This window comes from uncultured Sphingomonas sp., from assembly GCF_913062585.1.
Classification (GTDB): domain Bacteria; phylum Pseudomonadota; class Alphaproteobacteria; order Sphingomonadales; family Sphingomonadaceae; genus Sphingomonas.
In genome coordinates, this window is record NZ_CAJXWX010000013.1 from 33,773 (window position 1) to 59,611 (window position 25,839).

Annotated in this window: 26 protein-coding genes, 1 tRNA gene and 1 pseudogene; 11 read left to right on the plus strand and 17 right to left on the minus strand. The window is 66.5% G+C overall.

What is annotated here, in order from left to right:
• The first annotated feature begins 60 nt into the window (after nucleotides 1–60).
• Together QZ546_RS10280 and QZ546_RS10285 are read left to right on the plus strand one after the other, a co-directional pair.
• Entirely contained in the window at nucleotides 61–1,524 is a 1,464-nt protein-coding gene (locus QZ546_RS10280) for a phospholipase D-like domain-containing protein (RefSeq protein WP_294236800.1), read from the plus strand.
• Nucleotides 1,524–1,712 carry a DUF4169 family protein gene (locus QZ546_RS10285; protein WP_294236802.1) on the plus strand — a complete coding sequence of 63 codons (189 nt, stop codon included), beginning with the start codon at nucleotides 1,524–1,526 and terminating at the stop codon, nucleotides 1,710–1,712. Before QZ546_RS10280 ends, QZ546_RS10285 begins: the two co-directional genes overlap by 1 nt.
• A gap of 105 nt (nucleotides 1,713–1,817) precedes the next feature.
• Here the strand turns inward: QZ546_RS10285 and QZ546_RS10290 are convergent, their stop codons facing one another.
• The 8 genes from QZ546_RS10290 to QZ546_RS10325 form a co-directional block, all read right to left on the minus strand.
• On the minus strand, nucleotides 1,818–2,489 hold the full coding sequence (locus tag QZ546_RS10290) for a spermidine synthase (RefSeq protein WP_294236804.1): 672 nt from the start codon (nucleotides 2,487–2,489) through the stop codon (nucleotides 1,818–1,820).
• The gene (locus QZ546_RS10295) at nucleotides 2,486–2,848 is read right to left on the minus strand and encodes a DUF6481 family protein (protein ID WP_294236807.1); all 363 of its coding nucleotides are present in this window, start codon (nucleotides 2,846–2,848) and stop codon (nucleotides 2,486–2,488) included. The genes QZ546_RS10290 and QZ546_RS10295 overlap by 4 nt, the downstream gene beginning before the upstream one ends.
• A 77-nt stretch (nucleotides 2,849–2,925) precedes the next feature.
• Nucleotides 2,926–3,001: transfer RNA gene (locus QZ546_RS10300), tRNA-Lys, on the minus strand.
• A 115-nt stretch (nucleotides 3,002–3,116) separates the two neighbouring features.
• Nucleotides 3,117–4,229: a rod shape-determining protein RodA gene (gene rodA / locus QZ546_RS10305; RefSeq protein WP_294236809.1), complete on the minus strand. Its 1,113-nt coding sequence runs from the start codon at nucleotides 4,227–4,229 to the stop codon at nucleotides 3,117–3,119.
• Nucleotides 4,226–6,304 (minus strand): penicillin-binding protein 2, encoded by a 2,079-nt coding sequence (gene mrdA, locus QZ546_RS10310; protein ID WP_294236812.1) that lies wholly within the window; start codon nucleotides 6,302–6,304, stop codon nucleotides 4,226–4,228. The genes rodA and mrdA overlap by 4 nt, the downstream gene beginning before the upstream one ends.
• Before the next feature lie 2 nt (nucleotides 6,305–6,306).
• Nucleotides 6,307–6,831 carry a rod shape-determining protein MreD gene (gene mreD / locus QZ546_RS10315; RefSeq protein WP_294236816.1) on the minus strand — a complete coding sequence of 175 codons (525 nt, stop codon included), beginning with the start codon at nucleotides 6,829–6,831 and terminating at the stop codon, nucleotides 6,307–6,309.
• The gene (gene mreC, locus QZ546_RS10320) at nucleotides 6,828–7,697 is read right to left on the minus strand and encodes a rod shape-determining protein MreC (RefSeq protein ID WP_294236818.1); all 870 of its coding nucleotides are present in this window, start codon (nucleotides 7,695–7,697) and stop codon (nucleotides 6,828–6,830) included. Before mreC ends, mreD begins: the two co-directional genes overlap by 4 nt.
• Before the next feature lie 24 nt (nucleotides 7,698–7,721).
• Complete coding sequence (locus tag QZ546_RS10325) at nucleotides 7,722–8,762, minus strand: rod shape-determining protein (RefSeq protein ID WP_042482832.1); 1,041 nt, start codon at nucleotides 8,760–8,762, stop codon at nucleotides 7,722–7,724.
• A 134-nt stretch (nucleotides 8,763–8,896) separates the two neighbouring features.
• On the opposite strand from QZ546_RS10325, the gene mutL reads away from it, so the two are divergent.
• Complete coding sequence (gene mutL / locus QZ546_RS10330; protein ID WP_294236823.1) at nucleotides 8,897–10,684, plus strand: DNA mismatch repair endonuclease MutL; 1,788 nt, start codon at nucleotides 8,897–8,899, stop codon at nucleotides 10,682–10,684.
• A gap of 876 nt (nucleotides 10,685–11,560) precedes the next feature.
• Here mutL and QZ546_RS10335 read toward each other — a convergent pair.
• The 4 genes from QZ546_RS10335 to rpsF form a co-directional block, all read right to left on the minus strand.
• The gene (locus QZ546_RS10335) at nucleotides 11,561–11,914 is read right to left on the minus strand and encodes a hypothetical protein (RefSeq protein ID WP_294236826.1); all 354 of its coding nucleotides are present in this window, start codon (nucleotides 11,912–11,914) and stop codon (nucleotides 11,561–11,563) included.
• A gap of 489 nt (nucleotides 11,915–12,403) precedes the next feature.
• Nucleotides 12,404–13,000, minus strand: a complete 597-nt coding sequence (rplI, locus tag QZ546_RS10340) for a 50S ribosomal protein L9 (RefSeq protein WP_294236829.1) — start codon at nucleotides 12,998–13,000, stop codon at nucleotides 12,404–12,406.
• Nucleotides 13,001–13,012: 12 nt separating this feature from the next.
• A complete protein-coding gene (rpsR, locus tag QZ546_RS10345) occupies nucleotides 13,013–13,237 on the minus strand; it encodes a 30S ribosomal protein S18 (protein ID WP_007403456.1) in 225 nt (74 codons plus the stop codon).
• On the minus strand, nucleotides 13,237–13,647 hold the full coding sequence (gene rpsF / locus QZ546_RS10350) for a 30S ribosomal protein S6 (RefSeq protein WP_037567458.1): 411 nt from the start codon (nucleotides 13,645–13,647) through the stop codon (nucleotides 13,237–13,239). Before rpsF ends, rpsR begins: the two co-directional genes overlap by 1 nt.
• 257 nt (nucleotides 13,648–13,904) lie before the next feature.
• Here rpsF and fabD point away from each other — a divergent pair, with 257 nt between their 5' ends.
• From fabD to QZ546_RS10385, 7 genes and pseudogenes are all read left to right on the plus strand, one after another.
• Nucleotides 13,905–14,864, plus strand: coding sequence for an ACP S-malonyltransferase (gene fabD / locus QZ546_RS10355; protein WP_294236831.1), 960 nt, complete (start codon nucleotides 13,905–13,907; stop codon nucleotides 14,862–14,864).
• A 46-nt stretch (nucleotides 14,865–14,910) separates the two neighbouring features.
• A pseudogene (locus QZ546_RS10360) lies at nucleotides 14,911–15,300 on the plus strand (GxxExxY protein); the annotation flags it as partial.
• Between the two features lie 57 nt (nucleotides 15,301–15,357).
• Nucleotides 15,358–16,098, plus strand: coding sequence for a 3-oxoacyl-[acyl-carrier-protein] reductase (gene fabG, locus QZ546_RS10365; RefSeq protein ID WP_294236938.1), 741 nt, complete (start codon nucleotides 15,358–15,360; stop codon nucleotides 16,096–16,098).
• A gap of 130 nt (nucleotides 16,099–16,228) precedes the next feature.
• Nucleotides 16,229–16,465 carry an acyl carrier protein gene (locus QZ546_RS10370; protein WP_007403554.1) on the plus strand — a complete coding sequence of 79 codons (237 nt, stop codon included), beginning with the start codon at nucleotides 16,229–16,231 and terminating at the stop codon, nucleotides 16,463–16,465.
• A gap of 122 nt (nucleotides 16,466–16,587) precedes the next feature.
• Nucleotides 16,588–17,844, plus strand: a complete 1,257-nt coding sequence (fabF, locus tag QZ546_RS10375) for a beta-ketoacyl-ACP synthase II (RefSeq protein ID WP_294236834.1) — start codon at nucleotides 16,588–16,590, stop codon at nucleotides 17,842–17,844.
• A 352-nt stretch (nucleotides 17,845–18,196) separates the two neighbouring features.
• Entirely contained in the window at nucleotides 18,197–19,165 is a 969-nt protein-coding gene (mltG, locus tag QZ546_RS10380) for an endolytic transglycosylase MltG (RefSeq protein ID WP_294236838.1), read from the plus strand.
• An 87-nt stretch (nucleotides 19,166–19,252) separates the two neighbouring features.
• On the plus strand, nucleotides 19,253–19,672 hold the full coding sequence (locus QZ546_RS10385; protein ID WP_294236840.1) for a hypothetical protein: 420 nt from the start codon (nucleotides 19,253–19,255) through the stop codon (nucleotides 19,670–19,672).
• Here QZ546_RS10385 and bla read toward each other — a convergent pair whose 3' ends face one another.
• Entirely contained in the window at nucleotides 19,673–20,545 is an 873-nt protein-coding gene (gene bla, locus QZ546_RS10390; RefSeq protein ID WP_294236842.1) for a subclass B3 metallo-beta-lactamase, read from the minus strand.
• Between the two features lie 94 nt (nucleotides 20,546–20,639).
• Between bla and QZ546_RS10395 the strand changes: the two genes are divergently transcribed.
• Nucleotides 20,640–21,518, plus strand: a complete 879-nt coding sequence (locus QZ546_RS10395) for a LysR family transcriptional regulator (protein WP_294236844.1) — start codon at nucleotides 20,640–20,642, stop codon at nucleotides 21,516–21,518.
• 128 nt (nucleotides 21,519–21,646) lie between these two features.
• On the opposite strand, the gene eda is transcribed toward QZ546_RS10395, so the two are convergent.
• Genes eda through pgl form a run of 4 tightly spaced genes read right to left on the minus strand, consistent with a single transcriptional unit; the run spans nucleotide 21,647 to nucleotide 25,760 of the window.
• Entirely contained in the window at nucleotides 21,647–22,252 is a 606-nt protein-coding gene (gene eda / locus QZ546_RS10400; RefSeq protein WP_058744040.1) for a bifunctional 4-hydroxy-2-oxoglutarate aldolase/2-dehydro-3-deoxy-phosphogluconate aldolase, read from the minus strand.
• On the minus strand, nucleotides 22,249–23,214 hold the full coding sequence (gene glk / locus QZ546_RS10405) for a glucokinase (protein ID WP_294236847.1): 966 nt from the start codon (nucleotides 23,212–23,214) through the stop codon (nucleotides 22,249–22,251). The genes eda and glk overlap by 4 nt, the downstream gene beginning before the upstream one ends.
• A 21-nt stretch (nucleotides 23,215–23,235) precedes the next feature.
• Complete coding sequence (gene edd / locus QZ546_RS10410; RefSeq protein WP_294236851.1) at nucleotides 23,236–25,053, minus strand: phosphogluconate dehydratase; 1,818 nt, start codon at nucleotides 25,051–25,053, stop codon at nucleotides 23,236–23,238.
• Nucleotides 25,050–25,760: a 6-phosphogluconolactonase gene (gene pgl, locus QZ546_RS10415; RefSeq protein ID WP_294236854.1), complete on the minus strand. Its 711-nt coding sequence runs from the start codon at nucleotides 25,758–25,760 to the stop codon at nucleotides 25,050–25,052. The genes edd and pgl overlap by 4 nt, the downstream gene beginning before the upstream one ends.
• Nucleotides 25,761–25,839 lie beyond the last annotated feature (79 nt).

The following is a 25,839-nucleotide window of genomic DNA, read 5'->3' on the forward strand; positions in this document are numbered from 1 at the left end:
CCACGGACCATTTCGCCATCGCAACCGTTTGGCCATTTGCCAGCCCGGCAGGGTGCGGGCATGAGATGGTCGCAGGCGGATGCAAACGGGAGATCGGGTTTGAAGGTCGGACAGGAATGCTGGCGGATCGAGCAGGCCGAGCAAATGGCGGTCATCATCGATGCGGAAAAGTATTTCCGGATGGCCCGCCGCGCGATGCTGAACGCCCGTAAGCAGATTTTGCTGATCGGATGGGATTTCGACGCGCGCATCGTCCTCGATCACGAGGAAGCCCCCCACGAGTCCGTCGGCGATTTCATCTATTCGCTGGTCGAGCGTAACCCGGAGCTGGAAATCTTCCTGCTCCGCTGGGACACGGGTGCGATCAAGTCACTGTTCCGGGGGCGGACATTCTTCACGGTGATGAAGTGGATGGCGCACAAGCGCATCCATACCAAGCTGGACGGCCATCACCCGATTGCAGCCTCGCACCATCAGAAGATCGTCATCATCGACGACAAGCTGGCCTTTTGCGGCGGGATCGACATGACCAGCGACCGTTGGGACACGCGCGAACACCGCGACGACGATCCCGGTCGCAAGCGGCCTGGCGGACAGCCCTATAAGCCCTGGCATGATGCGATCAGCGCGGTGGAGGGGCCAGTTACCCATGCGCTGGGCGAGCTATTCCGCGAACGCTGGCACGCGGCCGGCGGCAAGCGCATGGCCCCCGCTGCGCCGGGCGAAAGCTGCTGGCCGGAGGGGCTGGAGCCCGACTTCACCGACCAGCCCGTCGCCATTGCGCGCACCATGCCCGAGATGGACGATCAGACCCCGATCCACGAAAACGAGGCGCTGTTCCTCGCCCAGATCGCGCGGGCGGAACGCTACGTCTATATCGAGAGCCAGTATTTCGCCTCGCGCCGGGTGGCCGAGGCGATCGCCCGGCGCCTGGACGAGGCGGATGGGCCCGAGTTCGTCATCATCAACCCGCTGACCGCGCAAGGCTGGCTGGAGCCAATCGCGATGGATACGGCGCGCGCCCGGTTGTTCGAGGCGCTGCGGCGGCGCGACCGGTATGGACGGATGCGGATCTATCACCCGTTCACGGCGGGGGGCGAGCCCATTTATTGCCACGCCAAGATCCTGATCGCCGACGATCGGGTGTTCCGCCTGGGCTCGTCGAACCTCAACAACCGTTCGATGCGGCTGGATACGGAATGCGACCTGGCGATCGCGGTCGAGCCGGACAGCGAGGCGGGGCGACGGATCGCGGCGATCCGGGACGATCTGCTCGGCGAGCATCTGGGTGTGGCGCCTTCGCAGGTTGCGGAAACGGTGGCGCGGACCGGCTCGCTGATCGCGGCCGTCGAAGCGCTGCGGGGAACGGAGGGGCGGAGCTTGCGGCCCTATGAGGTGCCCGACCTGTCGAGCGTCGAGGAATGGCTCGCGGATAACGAGGTACTCGACCCCGAAGGCCCCGAGGAGATGTTCGAGGCGCTCAGCCGTCGCAAGGGGCTGTTCCGGCGGCTGCGGCGGCGCTGATGGGCGAGGTCGTCAGTTTCCGCCAGGCGCGCAAAGGCTTGGCGCGCAAGGCCGCCGAGCAACAGGCGGCGGAGAATCGGGCGCGCTTCGGGCGGACCAAGGCGGAAAAGCAGCGGGATGCCGCGGAGCAGGAGCGGCTTCGTAAAGAGCTGGACGGAGCCAAGCGGGACGAGATTCCTCCCCTGTAAGGGGAGCGGGACCAAGCGCAGCATGGTGGGGGCGCCCCCTCGATAGCGGGACACCCCTCCGACGCGCTGCGCGCGCCACCTCCCCTTAAAAGGGAGGAAAAGGGATCAGCGCGGCGTGGCGAACCAGATGGTATGGGTCGCGCCCTTGCCGTTTTCGCGGGCACGGACCTTGACCTCATCGACCAGGAAGCCCGCCCGCGACAAGCGCCGGGTGAAGACCGGGTCGGGTGCGGCCGACCAGATGGCCAGCACCCCACCGGGGCGTAGCGCCATGCGCGCCTCGTCCAGCCCCCGGTTTGAGTAGAGCCCGTCATTGGCCGGGCGGGTCAGCCCGTCGGGGCCATTGTCGACGTCGAGCAGGATCGCGTCATAAGCCCCACGCCCCGCATAGATCGCATTGCCGACATCGCCCATCGCCAGCGTGACGCGGGGATCGTCCAGGCATCCGGCGGTAAGCTCGGCCATCGGTCCGCGCGCCCATTCGATGATGCCGGGGACCAGCTCGGCGACCGTGATCCGCGCATCGCGGCCCAGCCGGGCGAGCACGGCGCGCAGGGTGAACCCCATGCCATAGCCGCCGATCAGCAGGTGCGGCGCGTTGCGTCCGCCCAGCCGGTCGCAGGTCATGGTGCCGAGCGCCACTTCCGAGCCGCTCATGCGCGTGCTCATCAGCTCGTTGCGGTCGAGCACGATCATGAAGTCACGGCCCCGGCGGAACAGTCGCAGGGGCTCGCCGCCGGGCACCTCGGCGATGCCCAGCAGCTCGCGCGGGGTCATTTGCCCTGGCGCGCCTTGCGAGCGGCGTAGCGGGCGTCGCGCGCGGCCTTCAGCTCGGCAGCGGTCGGGACGACCGGCGGGCGCGCAGCGGCGGCTGCGGCCTCGGCAGCGGCTTCCGCCTCGGCCTGGGCCTTGGCGCGGGCTTCCTCGCGCGCGGCCTTTTCCTGCTCGATCGCGGCCTTGTGCGCGGCGCGGCGCTCGGCCTCGGCCGCCTGCTTGGCTTCGCGGGCCGCGGCGCGGGCAGCGACCACCGCCGGGTCGGGCGCGGCCTTGTTGCGCAGCCGCTCGAGCGCGGCGGCCTTGGCGTCACGCGAGGCGGCCGCACGATCGGCGAAACCGGGAACCTTATATCCTGCCATTCATCATCATCCCGCTGGAGGGCCATGGGAGCCCAATGCACAACGGCCCCGCATCGCTGCAGGGCCGTTGGAGAAACTGGTGGACGCACTTGGGCTCGAACCAAGGACCCGCTGATTAAGAGTCAGCTGCTCTACCAACTGAGCTATGCGTCCGTTCGTCACGCTCGTCAGGCCGTCCGGCGGCCCGCCTCGTGATCGGGAGGCGCGCCTTTAGCATCGCTCCCGGGCTTTGCAAATGCTTTTTGCGGCTTTCCGTCGATTTTTGCCGTTACCAGCGGGTGGAGCGACGATTTTCCCGGTCGATCGCCATCAATATGCCCAGGCACAACAGCACCGTCATCTGCGACGACCCGCCATAGCTGACCAGGGGCAGGGGGATGCCGACTACCGGCGCCAGCCCCATGACCATCATGAGGTTGACCATGACATAGATGAAGATCGTCGTGGACAGCCCCGCCGCCGTCAGCCGGGCAAAGCGTGTCGGCGCGGCCTGTGCCACGTTCAGGCCCCAGCGGATGACGAGCAGGAAGGCCAGGATCAGGAAACACCCGCCGACCAGCCCCCATTCCTCCGCCATGGTCGCAAAGACGAAGTCGGTATGCCCCTCGGGCAGATAGTCGAGATGGCTTTGGGTGCCGTTCAAGAAACCCTTGCCCCAGATGCCGCCCGACCCGATCGCGATCTTCGACTGGCTGATATGATAGCCGGTACCCAGCGGATCGCTTTCGGGGTCGAGGAAGATGAGCACGCGGTTGCGCTGATAGTCGTGCAACACGAAATTGACGGCCAGCGGTGCGGCCACCGCCAGCGCCATCGCGCCGCCGATGAACAGGCGAAGGGGCACGCCCGCCAGGAACATGACCGTCGCACCGCCCGCGCAGATCATCAGCGCGGTGCCGAGGTCGGGCTGCTTCATGACGAGGGCGGCGGGGACGGCGATCATCGCCGCGACCGGCCATATCCCTGAGAAGCGCCGCGTCTCGCCCGGCGGCATCAGTTCATAGAAGCGCGCCGCGCCCAGTACGATGAACAGCTTCATCAGCTCGGAGGGTTGCAGCCGGATGAACCCGACGTCGAGCCATCGCTGGCTGCCCCCGCGTACCGCGCCCAGCAATTCGACTAGCACGAGCAGCACGACGAGGATCAGATAGCCCGGCATCGCGATCCGCCGCCACAGGTCGAGCGGCAGGCGCGAGAGCATCAGCGAACCCGCCAGCAGTACGAAGAAGCGCACCCCCTGCGGCTTGGCCCAGGGGGTCAGCGAGCCGCCAGCGGCCGAATAGAGCACGACCAGCCCGAAACAGCCGATCGCGGTGACGAGCAGGATCACGCGCCATGGAAGCTGCGCGATGGGTTCGGGAATGATGCGGGGGCCGTTCATGGATTGGGATCGCCCACATCGTCGCCGGGATCGGTTTCGCGCGTCGCCATCGCCTCCGCCTGCGCGTCCGACATGTTGGTCGCCGCCGACACGGCGGGGGCGTCGGTGGCGGCGCCGGCATCGGTCTTGGTCGCGGCGGAGGCGGGCTTGGGGGTATGTTCGGCGCGGTAGGCGGCTTCCTCGGCACGCATCCGGGTCGCGATATCGCCACCCCAGGTCGGCTCCGCCTCGGCCAGCGAGGCCAGCGCACGATCGCGATCGAACAAATAGGTCATGATGTCGCGCCCGATCAGCGGCGCGTCCAGATTGCGCACGGTATGGCCGTTATGTTCCAAGACCACGGCGGCGGCATAGCGCGGATTGTCGGCGGGCGCGAAGCAGACCAGCAGCGCATGGTCGCGCAACTTGAAGGGCAGTTGCCCATTCTTCAGCACGCCGGTGCTGCGCCGCTCGGCCATGGTGATGCGGCGCACCTGCGCGGTGCCGGTTTTGGCCGCCAGGCTGACGCCCGGGACCAGCATCCGCGCCGCGCCGCCGGTGCCGCCCTGATTGACCACGCCGAACATCGCGTCGCGCACCACCGCCAGATGCTCGGAGGCGACGGGCAGGGCGGGGGAGTCGAGATGGACCTGATGCGACAACAGGCTGGGCTGGAGATCGCGTCCCGATGCGATCCGCGCCGCCATGACCGCCAGCTGCAGCGGATTGGCCAGCACATAGCCCTGGCCGATCGACGCGTTCAGGCCGTCCGCCACGGTCCATTTTGACTTATATTTCTTCAGCTTCCACGCTGCATCGGGTACGGTGCCGTAACGCTGGGTGCTGAGCGGCAGGTCGAATTTCTGACCCAGCCCGACCATCTTCGCGACGGGCGCGATGCGGTCATAGCCCATGCGGCGGATCATCTCATAGAAATAGATGTCGCAGCTCTGCTCGATCGCGCCCTTCAGGTTCAGCGCGCCGTGACCGCCCTTTTTGTGGCAATGGAAGATGCCGGTGCCGACGCGCATCGCGCCCGTGCACAACACCCGGTCGTCCGCACTGACACCGGCCTCCAGCAGGGCCAGGCCGTTCATCGGCTTGACCGTCGAGCCCGGCGGATAGAGCCCCTGCGTCACCTTGTTCATCAGGGGCACATGGTCGTTTTCCGACAGCATCGACCATTCCAGATGGCTGATCCCGTCCGAAAAGCTGTTCGGATCGTAAGCGGGCATCGACACCATCGCCAGCGTCTCGCCGGTGCGGCAGTCGAGCACCACGGCCGAGCCCGAATTGGTACCCAGCCGGCGCGCGGCATATTCCTGAAGCCCGGAGTCGATGGTCAGGCGGATGTTGCGGCCGGGCACGTCGGGGCGGGTGGCGAGCTCCGCCACCACCTTGCCACGCGCCGTCACCTCGACGCGCTTGGCGCCGGGCTTGCCACGCAGATAGGGCTCCAGCATCTTTTCCAGCCCGTCCTTGCCCAGCTTGAAGCCGGGGGTGACGAGCAGCTGGTCGTGCGTGGCCTTGAACTGTTCGGCGGTGGGCGTGCCGACATAGCCGGTCAGATGCGCCACCGCCGGGCCGGCCGGATAGAAGCGCGCAAAGCCCCGCGTAGGCTGGACGCCGGGCAGCTCGGGCAGACGGACGCTGACGGCGGCGAACCGCTCCCAGTCGAGCCGTTCGGCGACTTGCACCGGCTGGAACCCGGCGGCATGTTCCAGGTCCAGGCGGATGCGGTTCATCGCCTCGTCGTCGAGCTTCAGGATCTGGCGGAGCAGGCCCAGGACGCGGTCCTTGTCCTTGTCGTCCAGCCGGTCGGGGATGATGTCGACCCGGAAATCGGTCCGGTTGTTGGCGATCGGAATGCCGTGCCGGTCGATCAGCCAGCCACGCCGCGGCGGGATCATCGTCGTGTTGACGCGGTTGCTCTCAGAGAGAAGATTATACTTCTCGTTCTGCGCGATCGACAGCCAGGCCATGCGCCCGGCCAGCAACAGGCCGACACCGGCCTGCGCAGCGCCCAGCACGAAGGCGCGGCGGGAGAAGCTATAGGCCTGCGCGGCCTCGGTCATGATCCGCCCCTGGCGTTCCATGGTCAGGCCCCTACCTCATTTCGGCCGCGTTTGCGATCGATCCACGCGACGAGGCGCGTCGCCATCGGGAACAGCAGGATGGTGATCCCGATCTGGACGATCAGCGGCGCGTCCACCTGCGCGCCCACCGGCACCGCCAGGAAGCGCCCGGCGATCAGGCAGAAGGCGATGGCCCCGCTGGCGATCAGCCAGTCCTGCCAGAAATCGCGAAACACCAGCCGATGCTCGAACAGGTCGATGGCGAGCGAGGTCAGCGACCAGAGCAGCATCGCCGAGCCCAGCGGCTGGCCCGACACCAGATCGTCGAATAACCCGAGCGGCGCGGCGGCCCAGAGCCGCAACGCGAAGCGCGCGACCAGCCGCCAGGCGAGCAGCATCAGCAGCCCCATGGGCGGCTGCAACGGCACGATCGCCACCACCGGCACGATGGCGAAAAGCGAACCGGCCATCACGGTCAGCCACGGCAGGGCCCGGGCGCGGGCGGGTGGTAGTCCGGGGTCGAAGGGGTTGCTGGTGTCGAGGGTCACGGCCGGGGTGCCGGCGCAGGTGACGGCATCGGCATGAAGGCGCGCTGAACGATCGCGAAGTCCAGCGTATCGGGCTGGATGAAAGGCTGGGCGATGGCGACGTCGCCGCCGTCGCTCTGGATGCGCGCAACCGGGATGTTGGGCGCGTAAAGGCCGCCGGTGCCCGATGTGACGAACAGATCGCCCTTGGCCAGCCGGACATTGGTGTTGACCGACCGCACGTCGAGCGTGCCGTCACCCCGCCCGACCGCGATCGCGGGCAGGCCGTCACGGGTGCGGCGGACCGGCACGATGCTTTCGGGATCGGTGAGCAGCAGCACACGCGCGGCGGCGGGCCCCGCCTCGACCACCCGGCCGATCAGCCCTTCCGGCCCGCGCACCGCCATGCCCGGCGTCACATTCTGCCACCGCCCGGCATTGAGCAGCGCGAAGCGACGGCCGCTTGAGCCGGTCGAGCTGACCAGCCGCGCGGTGATGACCGTATCGGCGGTGCGGTCCCGGACCGCCAGCAGACGCCGCAGCCGGACATTGTCATAGGAGATGGTCCGTGCGGTCTGGAGCAGCTTGCGCGACCGGTCGAGTTCGGCGCGCAGGCGGTCGTTCTCGGAATGGACGAAGAAATAATGGCCGATGGCGTCGGGCACGCCGCTGACAGCATCGCCGACCGCGACGAACGCGCCGGAGATCGGGGCGGTCACGCTGCCCAGCGTCATGCGCAAGCTGCCAAAGACGGGCGGGTTGAAGGTCGATGCGACAAGCAGCACCGCACCCACCACCGCACCCGCCACCGCGAGCACATAGGCCAGGAAAGCCCCATATTGCCGCCGTCGCGAGAAACCGGTGCGACGGTCGCGGGCAGGCGCCATGCGCCGGTCCCCTTATGCTGGAGGTTAGCCGTTCAGTAGGACGCCGCGATACATCGGGTCTTCCAGCGCGCGGCCGGTGCCCAATGCCACGCAGGTCAGCGGATCCTCCGCCACCGTCACCGGCAGGCCGGTCTCGTCGCGCAGGACCTCGTCCAGCCCCTCAAGCAGCGCGCCGCCGCCGGTCAGGACGATGCCCTGGTCGACGATGTCGGCGGCCAGTTCGGGCGCGGTGTTCTCCAGGGCAACACGGACGCCCTCGACGATGGTCGCAACCGGCTCGGACAGGGCCTCGGCGATCTGGCCCTGGTTGATCTGGATTTCCTTGGGCACGCCGTTGACCAGGTCGCGACCCTTGATCTGGATGGTCACGCCGATGCCGTCCGCCGGGGGACGCGCGATGCCGACTTCCTGCTTGATCCGCTCGGCGGTGGCTTCGCCGATCAGCAGGTTATGGTTGCGGCGAACGTAAGAGACGATCGACTCGTCCATCTTGTCGCCGCCGACGCGGACCGAGGTGGTGTAGGCGAGACCGCGCAGCGACAGCACCGCGACTTCGGTCGTGCCGCCGCCAATGTCGACCACCATCGAGCCGATCGGCTCGGTGACGGGCATGTCGGCGCCGATCGCGGCGGCCATCGGCTCTTCGATCAGGAAGACCTGGCTCGCACCCGCGTTCGAGGCGGCGTCGCGGATCGCGCGGCGCTCGACCTTGGTCGAACCCGACGGCACGCAGATCACGATCTCTGGCCAGCGCGCGAACTTGCGCGGGCCGTGCACCTTCAGGATGAAGTGCTTGATCATCTGTTCGGCGACGTCGATGTCGGCGATCACGCCGTCGCGAAGCGGGCGGATCGCCTCGATATTGCCGGGGGTCTTGCCCATCATCAGCTTGGCGTCGTCACCGACCGCCTTCACCCGCTTGATGCCGTTGATCGTCTCGACCGCGACGACGGACGGCTCGTTCAGCACGATGCCGCGTCCGCGGACATAGACCACGGTGTTCGCGGTGCCGAGGTCGATCGCCATGTCTTGCGACATGAATTTCAGGAAGCGGGGGAGGGGCATCGAAGCTTTCGTTCCGTCTGTGGACCGGGTGGGCGTGGACTCATATCCCGAACCGCCGCCAAGAGCCGTCACAGGCGCCTGCACCGTCATTTGCGGGGTCGCGGGATGCCGTCGCTTGGGCTAGGGTTTGCCGCATGTCAATACGGCGTCTGCCTCCCCATCTCGTCAATCGTATCGCGGCCGGTGAAGTGGTGGAAAGGCCCGCCAGTGCGTTGAAGGAATTGGTCGAAAATTCGATCGACGCGGGGGCGACACGGATTGCCGTGTCGATCGGGCAGGGCGGGATCGGCCGGATCGAGGTGGCGGACGATGGTTGCGGCATGACGGCCGACGACATGGCGCTGGCGCTGGAGCGGCATTGCACCTCGAAATTGCCGGACGAGGCGATCGAATCGGTCCTAACCCTCGGATTTCGCGGCGAAGCCCTGCCGTCGATCGCCAGCGTCGCGCGGGTGACGATCGAAAGCCGACCGGCGGGCCGCGATGGCTGGGCGCGGGTGGTCGACAATGGCGAGGTGCTGCGCGACGGCCCCGCCGCCGTGCCGCCGGGAACGCGGATCGTGGTCGAGGACCTGTTCGCACGCGTCCCCGCCCGGCGCAAATTCCTGCGTTCGCCGCGATCCGAATATGCCGCCTGTCTCGACATGATACGCCGCCTGGCGATGGCGCGGCCGGATATCGCCTTCACGCTGGAGCATGACGGGCGGCGGGTGCTGACCGTACCGGGCGGCGAGGAGCGTCCGGGCCGGGTGGCGGGGCTTACCGACCGGGCGCTGGCAGAAAATTCCGTCGCGATCGATTGGGTACGCGACTCGGTGACACTTGGCGGTGTCGCAGGGCTGCCGACCTTCAACCGGGGCATTGCCGACCATCAATATCTGTTCGTCAACGGGCGGCCTGTGCGCGACCGGCTGCTGATGGGCGCGATCCGCGGCGCCTATGCCGAGATGCTGCCGCGCGATCGCCACGCGGTGGTCGCGCTCTTCCTCGACATGCCGCCATCGGAAGTCGATGTGAACGTCCATCCGGCCAAGACCGAGGTGCGTTTTCGCGATCCCGCGCTGATCCGGGGCATGATCGTCTCGGGCCTGCGTCGCGCCCTGGACGAAGCGGGCCATCGCAGCGTCCAGCGTCCGCCCGACTCGGCGCTGGCCATGTGGCAGGCCGAGAGTGTTGCCTCACCCCTGGCGGCGGCTCCGATAGCCGATGACTGGTCCGCCGCCGCACCGGAAACGCGCGTGATGGAGCGCCAGTCGCTCTTCGCGGCTCGCCCCGGCTTCGCGGCACCGCCGCCGCTCGCCCGCGCCGAAGCCGCCTTCACTCCCCCGCCCGAAATGCGACAATATCCGATGGGCGTCGCACGCGGACAGGTCGCCAAGACCTATATCGTCGCCGAAGCCGAGGACGGCCTGGTACTGGTCGACCAGCACGCCGCGCACGAACGTCTGGTGCTCGAGCGGATGCGTGCCGCGCTGACTGGCGGGCGGGTCGCATCACAGGCGATGCTGATCCCCGAAGTCGTCGAACTGGACGAACCCGCCTGCGACCGCCTGGAGGCGCGAGGCGAGGAATTGGCCGAGTTTGGCCTCGACCTAGAACGTTTCGGCCCGACCGCGATGCTGGTCCGCGCCACGCCTGCGCTCTTGGGACAGAGCGATCCCAAGGGGCTGGTCGCCGATCTAGCCGACGAACTGGCGGCGTTCGACCAGGCGCTGTCCTTGCGCGAGCGGCTGGACCATGTCGCGGCCACCATGGCCTGCCACGGCTCGGTCCGGGCGGGTCGAATCCTGTCGGTCGCCGAGATGAACGCGCTGCTCCGCGAAATGGAGGTCACGCCGCATTCCGGCCAGTGCAACCATGGCCGCCCGACCTGGGTGAAATTACAGCATGGGGATATCGAGAAGCTGTTCGGGCGGAAGTGATGAGCGTGCCGTCAGATCATGGAGATACTCCGCGATCGCTCAACCCTTTTGCAACAGAACGGATGGCGATCGACAGTCCATATGATGGTCGAGGCAGTTAGGCCCCTTCGCGTGCATGGAGGCTCATGATATTCCGCACGGATGGCAGGTAAACCAAATGTTTCGGCGCGGGTCGCCGCAATCGGCTACACCGTCGTAGTCGCGAGCGGGGCGTGGTTCACGCTTGCATGGGCGGGCTGGAATCAACAATGGCACCTGGATGAACTACTGGTGTTCGTGACAATCGCGCTTTCCCCGATCCCCATCTGTATCCTGTGTTTCAAGCGCGACACATAGTTCGACGTGGGCCTTCAAACGAAGCGCCGCAGGGAGGATCAGCCCGACAGGCTTTTGCAGAGCATTGAGGTCCTGCTGTGGCCCATGCGACGCGGAGCTTCATGGACGACGGACCAGCCCTCGCCGGTGGCATGGAAGGACGCGGTGCAGGCCAATCTGGCTGGGGCAGCCTGGCCCGATATTATCTTTGGGCCACCGTCCCGATGCAGCACAAAAGAGCACCGATATTGCGACTGCTTTCGAGTGCAGGCGAGATCCTGGATATGGAGGTCGGGCGCTGTACCGCTCCCTGCCTGATACCAAAGTGACGCGATCCCATTATCGTTTCCGATCGTCGCGTTGAGTTGAAGGTCCGCCCAAATCGCCGCCAGAAATTGCCCCTTTAATGGCTCTGGGGGAGCGGCATAGGCCGCCGCTACGGCGGCGAGGGCGTGGGTCAGCGTTGCTCGGCCTATCATGCCAAATTACCGTTCCTATTCGTTACGATCGCTCTGGGTGGCGCCGTCTTGGAGATGTGGCGGGTATAGGTGCTCCGCAGGGTCAGCCCATCGGTGCGGGACGTTGCCAAGCCGCAGGCCATTCGTCGAAATCACCCCACATCGCCCATCTGTTCCGGTTTCGATCGTAGGATGCCAGGCCCCATTGGGGCGGATCGGGCCATCCGAACCAGTCGCGGTCGATCAGAAACAGCGTCTCGTCGCCATATTCGGCGACAAGGCCGATTCCCGCCTCCCGGGACCAGGCAAAATCATCTGCGGTGATCGGCAGGGGTGGCCACTCATGTGTCGCCGCATGTCGCCACGTGAGAGGCCAGCCTGCCCGCAGCCGAAATCCCCTCCTCATGGACAGCATGCCAAAAAGTCGCGCTTTCCAACGATAGGCTCCCCAACTCATGCGACACCCCTATCGACGGAAACGAGGCGGACGATGCAGGCGGATAGGCGTGTCGTAAAGTCGGATCGGACCGTCGGCCTTGCGTTCACGGGAGAATGCCGGTCGCTACCGCCGGGCGCAGTGCAGCGCATCGCTCTCGCTTAACCCAGGCTAAACAGTCCTTGTTTTAGCGATGAGCCGAGCCCATATGGCGACGAAGCGAAGAATTTTTCGCTCGTGCGTTTATCGTAACGAAACTTTTGCACTCGGCCGTGTATTTACTGGCCATGGATAGGCTTTGGCAGTTTTGACCATGAAAAAGATAATGCCGCTCATCTTCGCCTTGATCCCTCTGGCCGCTGTCGTCAGCGCCTGCGTCAGTTGCCCCTGAGGTCATTCGCGCGCCCATAGGGTGCGCATCCGGTTGCTGTCTCCCAAGACGCAAAAAGGGCCGCCCGGTCATCCCGGACGGCCCTCTTTTTATCGGCGGAAGGCCGAAGCGGTAAGGGTTTAGCCCTGCACTTCTTCTTCCTGCTCCGGCTGAACCTCGGCGGTGGCGCCGGGCTCTGCGTTGGGATCGTAATCCTCGGTGAAGCCGGCTTCGTCACGCTCGAACATCGAGGCCATGACGTCGACGCCCTGCGCCTGCATCTCGGCTTCTTCCGGCGAACGGGCGACGTTGACCTTGACGGTCACGGCCACTTCCGGGTGAAGCGCGACGCGCACGTCGTACAGGCCGATCGCCTTGATCGGACGGTCGAGCACGATCTGGCTCTTGTTAACCTTGTGGCCGTCGGTGACCAGCGCCTCGACCAGGTCACGCACCGCGACCGAGCCGTACAGCTGGCCGACGTTCGACGCCTGACGGATCAGGGTGACGGTGGCGTTCTCGAAGGTCTTCGACTCGACTTCAGCCTCGGCGCGACGGTTCGCGTTCTCGGCTTCGATGCGGGCGCGGTTGGCCTCGAACACCTTCTTGTTGGCTTCGTTGGCGCGCAGCGCCTTCTTGCGCGGCAGCAGGAAGTTACGGGCATAGCCGTCCTTCACCGAAACCACGTCGCCAATGGCACCGAGCTTCTCGACGCGCTCAAGCAGAATAACGTTCATCTGTAAGACCCCTTACTTCACGACGTAGGGCAGGAGGCCCAGATGACGCGCGCGCTTGATCGCCTGGGCGAGTTCGCGCTGCTTCTTGGCCGACACGCTGGTGATGCGCGACGGAACGATCTTGCCGCGCTCGGACACGAAGCCCTGCAGCAGACGGACGTCCTTATAGTCGATCCGGGGCGCGTCCTTCGCGGAGAAGGGGCAGCTCTTGCGGCGACGGAAAAACGGGCGGGCCATTATGCGGCTTCCTCTTCACGATCACGACGGGGGCGGTCAGCACGGTCGGGGCGTTCGCCACGATCGGCACGACGCTCGCGGTCGCGCTCCTGCTTGCGCATCATCACCGACGGACCTTCTTCATGGCCGTCAACCTTGACGGTCATGTAGCGGATCACGTCTTCGTTGATCTGGGTCTGGCGCTCCAGCTCGGCGACGACACCCGCGGGGGCGTCGATTTCGAGCATGACGTAATGCGCCTTGCGGTTCTTGGCGATCTTGTACGCCAGCGAACGCAGGCCCCAGGTCTCGGTCTTCACGACCTTGCCCTGATTGTCCTCGACGATCTTCGTGGCGGCTTCCGCCAGCGCGTCCACCTGCGCCTGTGCCAGATCCTGGCGCGCAAGGAACACGTGCTCGTAAAGAGCCATGCAGCTTACCTTATGTTGGCCGATCGCTGACGCCCACCCCATGTGGGACGCCCCTCCGGCTGTCTTCCATACTTCAATACCGTCACGCCAAAATGGCATGAGGGCGGGTGAAGCAGGTGCTTCCCGCCCAATGGTGCGCTGGCTCATAGCGATTTGGCGGCAAAAGGCAAGCGGCTAAGGGGCCTCGCACTTGCCAGCGGCGGGCGACCTTTCTACCGCGCGGGCCATCCTATTACCGTTTCATGGCAGAACGACATATGCGTGCATTCATCTTTCCGGGCCAGGGCAGCCAGGCCGTCGGCATGGGCAAGGCGCTGGCCGAGGCGAGCCCCGTCGCCCGCGAGGTGTTCCAGGAGGTCGACGAGGCGCTGGGCCAGCATCTCTATCGCCTGATGGTCGAGGGGCCAGCCGACGAGCTGACCCTGACCGAGAATGCGCAACCCGCGATCATGGCGAACGCCATCGCGACCCTGCGCGTGCTGGAAAAGGAAGGCGGCGTCCGCCTGTCGGAAAAGGTCGATTTCGTCGCGGGCCACTCGCTGGGCGAATATACCGCATTGTGCGCGGCCGATGCGATCGACCTGGCGACGACCGCGCGTCTCCTCAAGCTGCGCGGCCGGGCGATGCAGGCGGCGGTGCCGGTGGGCGAGGGGGCGATGGCCGCTCTGCTCGGCGCGGACCTGGAAAAGGCGAAGACCATCGCGGGCGCGGCGGTCGACTCGATCCTGGCCGAGGGTGGCGAGGAGTTGGTCTGCACCGTGGCGAACGACAATGATCCCAGCCAGGTCGTGATCTCCGGCCACCGCGCCGCGATCGAGAAGGCCGTGGCGCTGGCCAAGGATCTGGGCGCCAAGCGCGCGGTCCTGCTGCCGGTGTCGGCGCCGTTCCACTGCCCGCTGATGCAGCCCGCCGCCGATGCGATGGACGCCGCGCTCGCCGAGGCGAAGATCCGCGCGCCGCTGGTGCCGGTCTATGCCAATGTCGAGGCGGCACCGGTCGCCGATCCCGGCGCGATCCGCGCGCTGCTGGTGGCGCAGGTGACGGGCATGGTCCGCTGGCGCGAATCGGTGCTGGCGATGCAGGATGCGGGTGTCGCGAATTTCGTCGAGTTCGGCGGCAAGGTGCTCGGCCCCATGGTCAAGCGCATCGCGCCGGATGCGGACGCGGTGAGTGTCGTGACGATGGACGATATCGAGGGGCTTCTCGCCAAGCTCTGATTTTTGCGCGCAGAGGCGCGGAGGACGCAGAGGGGGATTGGGGCCATTGCGTGACATCGATCTCATCAGCGGGGATGTCGTCGATGTGGCCTTGCGGCTGCACCGCGAGTTGGGTCCCGGTCTCCTGGAAAGTGTCTATGAGATTGTCCTGGCCGCCAGATTGGCGGCTATGGGCTACTCGGTCGCGCGCCAGCGCAGTATCGACATCGAATTTGAAGGCGTGCGTATCGAGGGAGCGTTCAAGATCGACCTTTTGGTTGATGAGCGCCTTGTGGTCGAAATCAAATCGGTGGAACGCTTGGCTCCTGTTCACGCCAAACAACTACTGACCTATCTGCGTCTGACTGGTCAGCCCGTTGGGCTGTTGATCAACTTCGGAGGGGAGACGTTGCGCGAGGGTATACGTCGCCTCGTCAACAACCATAACCCCTCTGCCATAACCCCTCTGCGTCCTCCGCGCGTCTGCGCGAACAAAATTTCTAGGGAGTTTCCAATGTTCGACCTGACAGGAATGACAGCCCTCGTGACCGGCGCGTCCGGTGGCCTTGGCTCGGCGGTCGCGAAGGCGTTGGCCGCGCAGGGGGCGAAGCTGGCGCTGTCCGGCTCCAATATCGACAAGCTGGAGGCGTTTCGTGCCGAGCTGGGCGGCGATCATGTCGCGGTGCCGTGCAACCTCTCCGACCCCGCTGCCGTCGACGCGCTGGTCCCGCAGGCGGTGGAAGCGCTGGGCGGCAAGCTCGACATCCTGGTCAACAATGCGGGCGTCACCCGCGACAACCTGACCATGCGGATGAAGGACGAGGAGTGGGACCAGGTCATCAGCGTCAACCTGGAGGCGACCTTCCGCCTGATCCGCGCCGCCGCCAAGCCGATGATGAAGGCGCGCTTCGGCCGTATCATCTCGATCACCTCGATCGTCGGCGCGACCGGCAATCCGGGCCAGGCGAACTATGCCGCGTCCAAGGCGGGCATCGTCGGCATGTCGAAGGCGGTGGCGCAGGAACTCGCCAGCCGCAACGTCACCGTCAACTGCGTTGCACCGGGCTTCATGCGCTCGGCGATGACCGACGTGCTGCCCGAGGCGCAGAAGGCCGCGCTGCTCGGCAAGATTCCGGCGGGCGACCTGGGCAAGGGCGAGGATATCGGCGCCGCCGTCGTGTACCTGGCGTCGAAGGAAGCGGGCTATGTCACCGGCCAGACGCTGCACGTCAATGGCGGCATGGCGATGCTCTGAGCCCTGCCAGGGCTCGAATGATCCGATACTAAACCAAGTCCGTCGCTGGACGGGCTTGCCAGACATGGGCGCGCGTTCTACGTGCGTTCAGGAATTACCAACCCCCGATTAGATACGAGAAGGGATTACCATGAGCGAGACCGCCGACCGCGTGAAGAAGATCGTCGTCGAGCATCTCGGCGTCGAAGCCGACAAGGTGACCGAGGACGCGAGCTTCATCGACGATCTCGGTGCCGACAGCCTCGACATCGTCGAGCTCGTCATGGCGTTCGAGGAAGAGTTCGGTGTCGAAATCCCGGACGATGCCGCCGAGAAGATCACGACCGTCAAGGACGCGATCACGTACATCGACGAGAACAAGGCCTGATAACGGGGCCACTCGGCCCGCCGTCATGCGGGCCGATCAGGCCGTAACAGGCCAGGTTTCAAGCGGCTCCCCGACCCCGACTAGCGGGCGGGGAGCCGTTTTCGTTCTGAATGGAGTGGAATATGCGGCGCGTCGTCGTCACCGGACTGGGTCTTGTCACGCCTCTGGGCGCGGACGTGGAAACCGCCTGGGCCAATCTGATCGCTGGCAAGTCCGGCGCCGGTCCGATCACGCGGTTCGATACCACCGGGCAGAAATGCACCATCGCGTGCGAGGTGAAGCCCAAGGATCATGAATATGGCTTCGACCCCGACAAGCGCGTCGACCACAAGGTCCAGCGCCAGGTCGATCCGTTCATCGTCTATGGCATCGACGCCGCCGGACAGGCGCTGGAAGATGCCGGCCTGACCGAGATGGACGAGGCGACGAAGCTGCGTGCCGGCGTGTCGATCGGCTCGGGCATCGGCGGCCTGCCGGGCATCGAGATCGAATCGGTCAATCTGCACGAGCGCGGCCCCGGCCGGGTCAGCCCGCACTTCGTCCACGGTCGTCTGATCAACCTGATCTCGGGTCAGGTCAGCATCAAATACGGCCTGATGGGCCCGAACCATGCGGTCGTCACCGCCTGCTCGACCGGCGCGCATTCGATCGGTGACGCGGCGCGGATGATCCGCGACGACGATGCCGACATCATGCTGGCGGGTGGTTCGGAAAGCACGATCAACCCACTGGGCGTCGCCGGTTTCGCGCAGGCGCGGGCGCTCAACATGAGCATGAACGACCGCCCGACCGAGGCGAGCCGTCCCTATGACAAGAACCGCGACGGCTTCGTGATGGGCGAGGGCGCGGGCGTCGTCGTGCTCGAGGAATATGAGCACGCCAAGGCGCGCGGCGCGAAGATCTATGCCGAGGTCGTAGGCTACGGCCTGTCGGGCGACGCCTATCACGTCACCGCGCCGCACCCCGAGGGCAAGGGCGCCGAGAATGCGATGCGCATGGCGCTGCGCAAGGCGGGCATGGAGCCGTCGGACATCGACTATATCAACGCGCATGGCACCTCGACCATGGCCGACACGATTGAACTGGCCGCCGCCAAGCGCGTGTTCGGCGACGACCTGTCGGGCGCGTCGATGTCGAGCACCAAGTCGGCGATCGGCCATCTTCTGGGCGGCGCCGGTGCGGTGGAGAGCATCTTCTGCATCCTGGCGCTGCGCGACCAGATCGTGCCGCCCACGCTGAACCTGGATGACCCCGACGAGGGCACCGAGGGCGTCGACCTGGTCCCGCACACGGCCAAGAAGCGCGAAGTGAAGGCGGTGCTGAACAACTCGTTCGGCTTCGGCGGCACCAATGCTTCGCTGGTGATGAAGGCGATCTGACGCTCCTCCGCCGTTCGGGTGGGGCGGAGTCGTTGCGTTCCAGGGGTTTCCCTTGGCCTTCGACTACGCTCAGGCTGAACGGCGGTTATATTGTGCCACGCTCCCCAACCTCCGTTCAGCCTGAGCGAAGTCGAAGGCCACGGGATCAGGGGTGCACGCAGGGCATGCACTTCGACTTCGCTCAGTGCGAACGAAGTGCAGGCCGTTTGAAATGCCAACCCCGGCATCGTTCGGGGTCCGCTTGCAATATGGATCGGCCCGCGCCATCGGGCTGGCACGCAAGCGGGCCCGGATCGGTGCCGGGGTTGTTTCCTGTCCGGGCCTGTGCGCCCTAGTCAAAACCGGGTGAGATATGCGCAAGGTCGGCTGTATCGGGTTGCTGCTGGGGCTGATCGGCATCGCCGTATTCGCCTGGGTCGCGCATGACTGGGCGGGCAGCGGACCGGCGCAGAAGCCCCTCGCCGTCGTCGTGCCCGAGGGCGCCAGCCTGGCGCGGGCCGCCAATGCCCTCCAAAAGGCCGGTGCGATCCGTTCCGCCGGGCGGTTCCGCCTCTATGCGCGGCTCTTCGGCAAGGGCAGCGCAATCCAGGCGGGCGAATATGCCATTCCCGAACATGCCAGCGCCCATGACGTCCTGACCCTGCTGCAGGAAGGAAAGGTCCGCCAGCGGCTGGTGCCGGTGCCCGAGGGATACCCGTCTGTCCTGGTCTATGACGCCCTGATACGCGCCGACGGGCTGACCGGCGATGTGCCGGTCCCTGCCGAGGGTTCGATCCTGCCCGACAGCTATGCGTACCAGAAGGGCGACACCCGCGCCTCGGTGGTCGCGCGGATGCAGAAGGCGATGAAGGACTATCTTGCCCAGGCCTGGGCCGACCGTAAGCCCGGCATCGCGGTCAAGACGCCGCAGGAGGCGATCATCCTCGCCTCGATCGTCGAGAAGGAGACGGGCAAGCCCTCCGAACGCCGGACGGTGGCGGCGGTCTATGGCAACCGTCTGCGCATCGGAATGCCGCTTCAGGCCGACCCGACCGTCATCTACCCGATCACCAAGGGGCGTCCGCTCGGCCGCCGTATCCTGCGTTCGGAGCTGCACGCCAAGAACGGGTACAACACCTATGCCAGCCCCGGCCTGCCGGTCGGGCCGATCGCCAATCCGGGGCGTGCCTCGATCGACGCGGTGCTGGATCCGGCGGACAGCAAGGCCTTGTATTTCGTCGCGGACGGGTCCGGTGGCCATGTCTTTGCCGACACGCTGGCCGAGCATAATGCCAATGTTCAGAAATGGTACGCGATCCGTCGCCAGCGCGGGGAAATGTAACCAGCGCCTTTCGCCCACTTTCAACTTGGACTCGGACCTGTAGCATCTTCCTGCCAGACCATGGCTTCTGGTTGGGAGGACTGTTCGATGATCACGTTGCTGGGTTCCGTACTTCTGGTCGCCGCCATGCCGCAGGCTGGCGCGGTAATGCAGCCTACCGAGGCCATGGCGCTGGCCGATGCGCGGCGTGGCCGGGGTGTCACGGGCACGTTCGAGATGACGGTCGCCGCGGCCCAGCGGACGCGCGAGGCGCTGTACCTCAACTCGAATGCCGATTACCGCTCGCCGGACGACCTGACCTTCCGGCTGACCCCTCAAGCCGCGCGCAAGCTGCAGGAAAAGCTGGGCGCGGCCCCCGAAACCGCGCTGATCGGCCGTACCGTGCGGGTGAAGGGCATGTTGAAGCTGATGCCGATCGTCAACGTGATCAACGGCACGCCGCGCAGCTATAACCGCCTCCAGCACGAGGTCTCGGTCCGCTCGCTGAGCAACCTGACGGTCGAGTAATCAGCGCGGCGATGCGGCCTCCCGGCGCAACCGAGCCTGCAACGCCTCTCTTGAGGAACGGGCATAGGCCCGGCACGCACCGGGAGAATCGCGGAAGCGGTCGGTGGCGCCGTCCTGATCGGCATGGGCGGTGATCAATATATCGCAGGGCAGGCGCGCCATCGCCGCCTGCCCGCGTGCGAAGGCCATGACGACGGAACGATTCGCCGGGGCCGAGAAGCGATAATCCTCGGCCGACACCGGGTTCAGGCTGGCGGCGAAGACGATCGCGCGGCATGATCCAGCCTGGCAGGCGGGCCAGCTCCAGCTCATGCTGCCCATGGTATGGCCCGGCGTCGCACGGGCCGTCACGACCGTGTCGCCCAGTCGTAGTTTTTCGCCGTCATGGATGACGCGGACCGAAGCCACGGCGGGAAAGCGGCTGTCATAAGCCCGCTGTGGGTCGTCGGCGGCCAGACGGCCGGTCCGCAATCGTTCGGCGCCGCGCGCGCTGGCGATGACGGTCGCGCCGGTGTCTCGCGCCAGGGCCGCGATGCCGCCCGCATGATCGAAATGCGGCTCGGTACTGAGAATATATTTGATGTCGTGCGGCCGGAAACCGAGCCTGGAGACGTTGGCCAGGATCGCGGGTGCGGCCTGGGGCAGCGCGCCGTCGATGAGGATCAGGCCCTTGCCGGTATTGATCAGCGCGACGTTCAGGCCCCCGAAACCGACCAGATAGGTATTGCCGAAGACCCTTACCGGCGGACGCGGCGTCAGCCATCCGGCGGTGCGGTCGGTCACGATCGGCCGGGTCAGCGGATCCGGCGCCTGAGGGCTGGCGGTTGCGGTGACGAGCGCGATCAGCGAGAAGAGGGTCGGCCTGGCGAGCATGATGGGTCTCCTTGCCCGGCATGATGGATCGCTTCGGGCGCGCCGACAAAGCATCTTCGCTCGACAGAGCCATGAGCAGAATTCATGGTGGGCCATGGACCGTGCCCAACTGCCGCTCAACGCCCTTCGCGCATTCGAGGCGGCGGCACGGCATCTGAACTTCACCCGGGCCGCGATCGAGCTATGCGTCAGCCAGGGGGCAGTCAGCCATCAGGTCGCGACGCTCGAGAAAAGACTGGGCGCGCGGCTGTTCCACCGGCTGCCGCGCGGGCTGGCCTTGACCGACGACGGACAGGCGCTGGTGCCGGTGCTGGCCGAGACGTTCGACCGGATCGGGGCGACGCTGGATCGCTTTGCCGATGGTCGGTTCCAATATGTGCTGAATATCGGGGTGGTCGGGACTTTTGCCACCGGCTGGCTGCTCGCGCGGCTGGACGATTTCGCCGCGACCCATCCGCATATCGACCTGCGCGTGTCGATCAACAACAACCGGGTCGATCTGGCGGGGGAGGGGCTAGATTATGCGATCCGCTTTGGCGACGGGGCGTGGCATGGCACCCATGCCGAGCGGCTGATGGCTGCGCCGCTGACACCGCTCTGCGCGCCGCTGGTGGCGGCTCGGCTGCAAGCGCCGGGGGATCTGGCGCGCGAACGGCTGTTGCGATCCTATCGGGTCAGCGAATGGGAAAGCTGGTTCGCGGCGGCGGGTGCGCAGCCGCCGACCTTGCGCGGGCCGATGTTCGACAGCTCGGCACTGATGGTGGGGGCCGCGATGGCGGGGCTGGGCGTAGCGCTCGCGCCAAAGGTGATGTTCGGACATGAATTGACAACGGAGCGGCTCGTGCAGCCGTTCGACGTGGAAATTGACGCCGGGTGCTATTGGTTGACGCGATTGCTGTTGCGGAAAGAGGGACTGGCGATGAAGGCGTTTCGCCAGTGGGTGCTAGGGGCGGTGGATATTCCTCCCCTGTAGGGGAGGTGGCAGGCCGTCAGGCCTGACGGACGGATGTCGCGGTCGACAATCGCGGATGCCACGCCCCTCCACCACCCGGCTTTGCCGGGCGGTCCCCCTCCCCAAGCATAGCTTGGGGAGGATTTGGATCAGCCGCGCAGCGCCGCCGCGGCGCGCGCCTTGGCCTCGACGTCCGCCATCGACCCGCCCGTGACCCAGCTGCCGCCGACGCACAGCACGCGGTCGAACGCCAGCCAGTCGGGGGCGCTCGCTTCGGTGATGCCACCGGTCGGGCAGAAGCGCGCCTGATAAAAGGGCGCGGCCAGCGCCTTCAGCGCCTTCAGCCCGCCGCTGGTCTCGGCGGGAAAGAACTTGAAATGGGTCAGGCCCAGATCGAGCCCGCGCATGATGTCGCCCGCATTGGCGATGCCGGGCAGATAGGGGATGCCGCTGTCGATTACCGCCGCGCCAAGCCGATCGGTCAGGCCGGGCGAAACGATGAACTCCGCACCCGCATCGGCCACGTCGCGCAGCTGCTGCTCGTTGACGACGGTGCCGGCACCGACGATCGCGCCGGGGACCTTCTTCATCTCGGCCATGGCTTCCAGCGCGGCGGGGGTGCGCAACGTCACCTCCAGCACCTTCAGCCCGCCCGCGACCAGCGCCTCGGCCAGCGGTTTGGCGGTGGCGGCGTCGTCGATGACCAGCACGGGAATGACCGCGCTGGTGCGCATGATGGTGGCGATGTCGGTCATGTATGCTCCTGTGCGAAGGCCGCGGCTGCACCGAACAGGCCGGGCTGGGGATGGGTGATGAGCTTGACGGGGATTTTCGCCATCAGCGACTGAAAGCGTCCCTTGGCCATGAAGCGCTGGTCGAAGCCTGAGCGAAGCAGCTTGTCCTTGATACGATAGCCCAGGCCGCCCGCGATCACCACGGTCTTGGCGCCTTGCGCCAGCGCGAAGTCGCCTGCAACGGCACCAAGCGCGAGGCAGAACCGGTCAAGCGCGGCGAGTGCGATCGAGTCGGTGCCTTCCAGCGCCTCGGTCCAGATTTCGCGATCGTCGCGGCTGGGCACCGCGCGGCCTTCGAGCGAGGCGAGCGTCTCATAGATCGCGATGATGCCTGGCCCCGAACAGATGCGCTCGCACGACACGCGGGTGAAGGTACGGCGCAGCCGCTTGAGGATGGCATCCTCGATCCCGTCGAGCGGAGCATAGTCCATATGCCCGCCCTCGGTTTCGATCACATGGTAACGCTGCGGCGTCATCAGCACCTGTGCGACGCCCAGGCCCGTGCCGGGGCCGCAGACGGTGACAACGCCCTGTTCGGGTATTGGCTCTTCCGGGCCGCAGATATGGAGGAAATCCTCCTCGGGTACCTGCGCGACGGCGTGGCCGATCGCACCGAAATCGTTGATGACGGTATAGGTGTCCGCGCCCAGTCGCTCGGGGATCAGCGAGGGGCGGATGACCCAGGGATTGTTGGTCATGCGGATCACGTCGCTGGTGATCGGCGAGGCGATGGCCAGCGACGCCGCGTTGGGAAGTGGGCGTCCGACATGCGCGGCGAAGGCCTGCCACGCGGTCTGAAGCGAGGCGTGCTCGGCGGTCTTCTGCGTGCAGGGCTCGCCCAGTTTGACGACGCGTCCATTCTCGACCTCGGCGAGCGCGAAGCGTGCGTGGGTGCCCCCGATATCGGCAGCGACGATTTCCATGATACCCTCCCCCTTGACTCTTTACAGGCCCGCACCGGCGAGAATGGGCGATGCGCCCTTCTCGGCTTCGTCGGCGGCCTGGCGGAACAGCGCGAACAGCTCGCGACCCATGCCCTGGATCGGGGCGGGCGTCTCTGCCTGTTGGCGCGAGGCCCATTCGGCCGGATCGACCAGCGCGTTGAGCGTTCCCTCGACCGCATCCAGACGGACGATGTCGCCGTCACGGATCAGGCCGATCGCGCCGCCGCCGATCGCCTCGGGGCTGAGATGGATGGCGCAGGGCACCTTGCCGCTGGCCCCCGACATGCGGCCATCCGTGACCAGCGCGACCTTGAAGCCGCGGTTCTGAAGCACGCCGAGCGGCGGGGTCAGCTTGTGGAGCTCGGGCATCCCGTTCGCCTTCGGCCCCTGGAAGCGGACCACGACCACGACGTCGCGCTCCAGCTCGCCCGCCTTGAACGCGGCCTGGACTTCGGACTGGTCGGAGAACACGCGGGCGGGGGCCTCGATGATCCAGCGCTCCCGCTCGACCGCCGACACCTTGATGCAGGCGCGGCCCAGATTGCCCGACAGGATGCGCATCCCGCCATCGGCCGAGAAGGGCGCGGCGGCGGGGCGCAGGATCGTCTCGTCGCCGCTGTCGCCGACCGGGGTCCAGGCGAGCTTGTCGTCGGCAATCACCGCCGTCTGGCCGTAGTCCGACAGGTCCTTGCCCGCGACGGTCAGGATGTCGCGGTGGAGCAGCCCGGCCGACAGCAGCTCGCGGATGACATAGGGCATGCCGCCCGCCGCCTCGAAGCCGTTCACGTCCGCCGAACCGTTGGGATAGACCCGCGCGATCAGCGGCACGGCGGCCGACAGGCGGTCCATATCCTCCCAGTCGATGATGATCCCCGCCGCGCGCGCGATGGCGGGCAGGTGGATCAGGTGATTGGTCGAGCCGCCGGTCGCCAGCAGGCCGACCGCCGCGTTGACGATCGCCTTTTCATCGACGCAGCGTCCCAGCGGGCGATAATCCTCGCCCCGCTGCCCGATCGCGGCCAGCCGGTGGACGGCGGCGCGGCTGAGTTCCTGGCGCAGCTTGGTGCCCGGATTGACGAAGGCGGCGCCCGGCATGTGCAGGCCCATCACCTCCATCATCATCTGGTTGGTGTTGGCGGTGCCGTAGAAGGTGCAGGTGCCCTTGGAATGATAGGCCGCGATCTCGGCGTCGAGCAGCTCGTCGCGCCCCGCCTTGCCCTCGGCAAAGGCCTCGCGAACGGCGGCCTTCTGCTTGTTGGGCAGGCCGGTCGGCATCGGGCCGCCGGGAACCAGGATCATCGGCAGATGGCCGAAGCGCAGCGCCCCCATCAGCAGGCCGGGCACGATCTTGTCGCAGATGCCCAGCAGCGCGGCCCCCTCGAACGTGCCGTGGCTTAGCGCCACCGCCGTCGACAGCGCGATGGTGTCGCGGCTGAACAGCGACAGCTCCATGCCCGCATAGCCTTGCGTCACACCGTCGCACATGGCGGGCACGCCGCCCGCCACCTGCGCCGTCGCGCCGACTTCGCGCGCCCAGACCTTCATGAGTTCGGGATAGCGATAATAGACGGCGTGCGCCGACAGCATGTCGTTATAGGCCGACACGATGCCGATATTCATGCCGCGATCCGCCTTCATGGCGTCGCGGTCTTCCTCGGTCCCGGCATAGGCATGGGCGAGGTTGGCGCAGCCCAGATTGGGGCGGCGCACCGCCGTCTCGGCCTCGTGCGCGATCAGGTCGAGATAGGCCTGGCGGCCCGGCCGGGATCGTTCGATGACCCGGTCGGTGACGGCCGAGACGACGGCGTTCAGGCTCATTGCTCGCTCCAGTGGATATCGATCGGCAGTTCGACTTCGGCCAGCACGCGGCCGATCGGATAGGGCGAGGATGCGCCTTCCTTGATCGCATCCTCAAGGACCTTCTTCTTCGCAGGCCCCGAAATCGCGATCATGATCGAGCGGGCCGAGACGATCCCGGCACGGCTCAGCGTCACGCGCGCCACAGGCGCCTCGGGCGGCAGCGGGTCGGGCATCAGGCCCAGCGCGCGGCGCTCCTTGGGGCCGTTGAGCGCCTCGTCATAATCGGGGCCGGGGAAGATCGAGGCGGTATGCCCGTCGCCGCCCATGCCCAGCAGGACCAGGTCGAGCGGCCAGTGCAGTTCCTGCATCAGCGCGTCGGCCGAGCGCCCTGCCGCCTTATAGTCGGCGGTCGCCTGCGGCACGATCGGCATCACCCGCGCGCCCTTGGGCAGGAAGATCTTGCCGATCATCGTCACGTTGGACAGCGGATCGCCCAGCGGCACGATACGCTCGTCGGCGGGCACGATCGTCACCCGCTTCCAGTCCAGCTTGGCCTTGGCCAGCTTCTCATAGACCGGGATCGGCGTCTTGCCGCCCGACAGCGCGATCACCGCCGCGCCGCGTGCCTCAATCGCGCTTTCGATGATGAACTGGATGTCGCCCGCGAGCGCGTCGGCCATTTCGGTGGTGTCTTCATAATCCCACCATTCGATTTCGTCGGTCATGTCATCCTGTCCTAGAATATCCGGGCGCAAGGGCGGCCCACGCTCGGGGCGGGCCACGCTTGCGTCGGTGTCGTTCGCC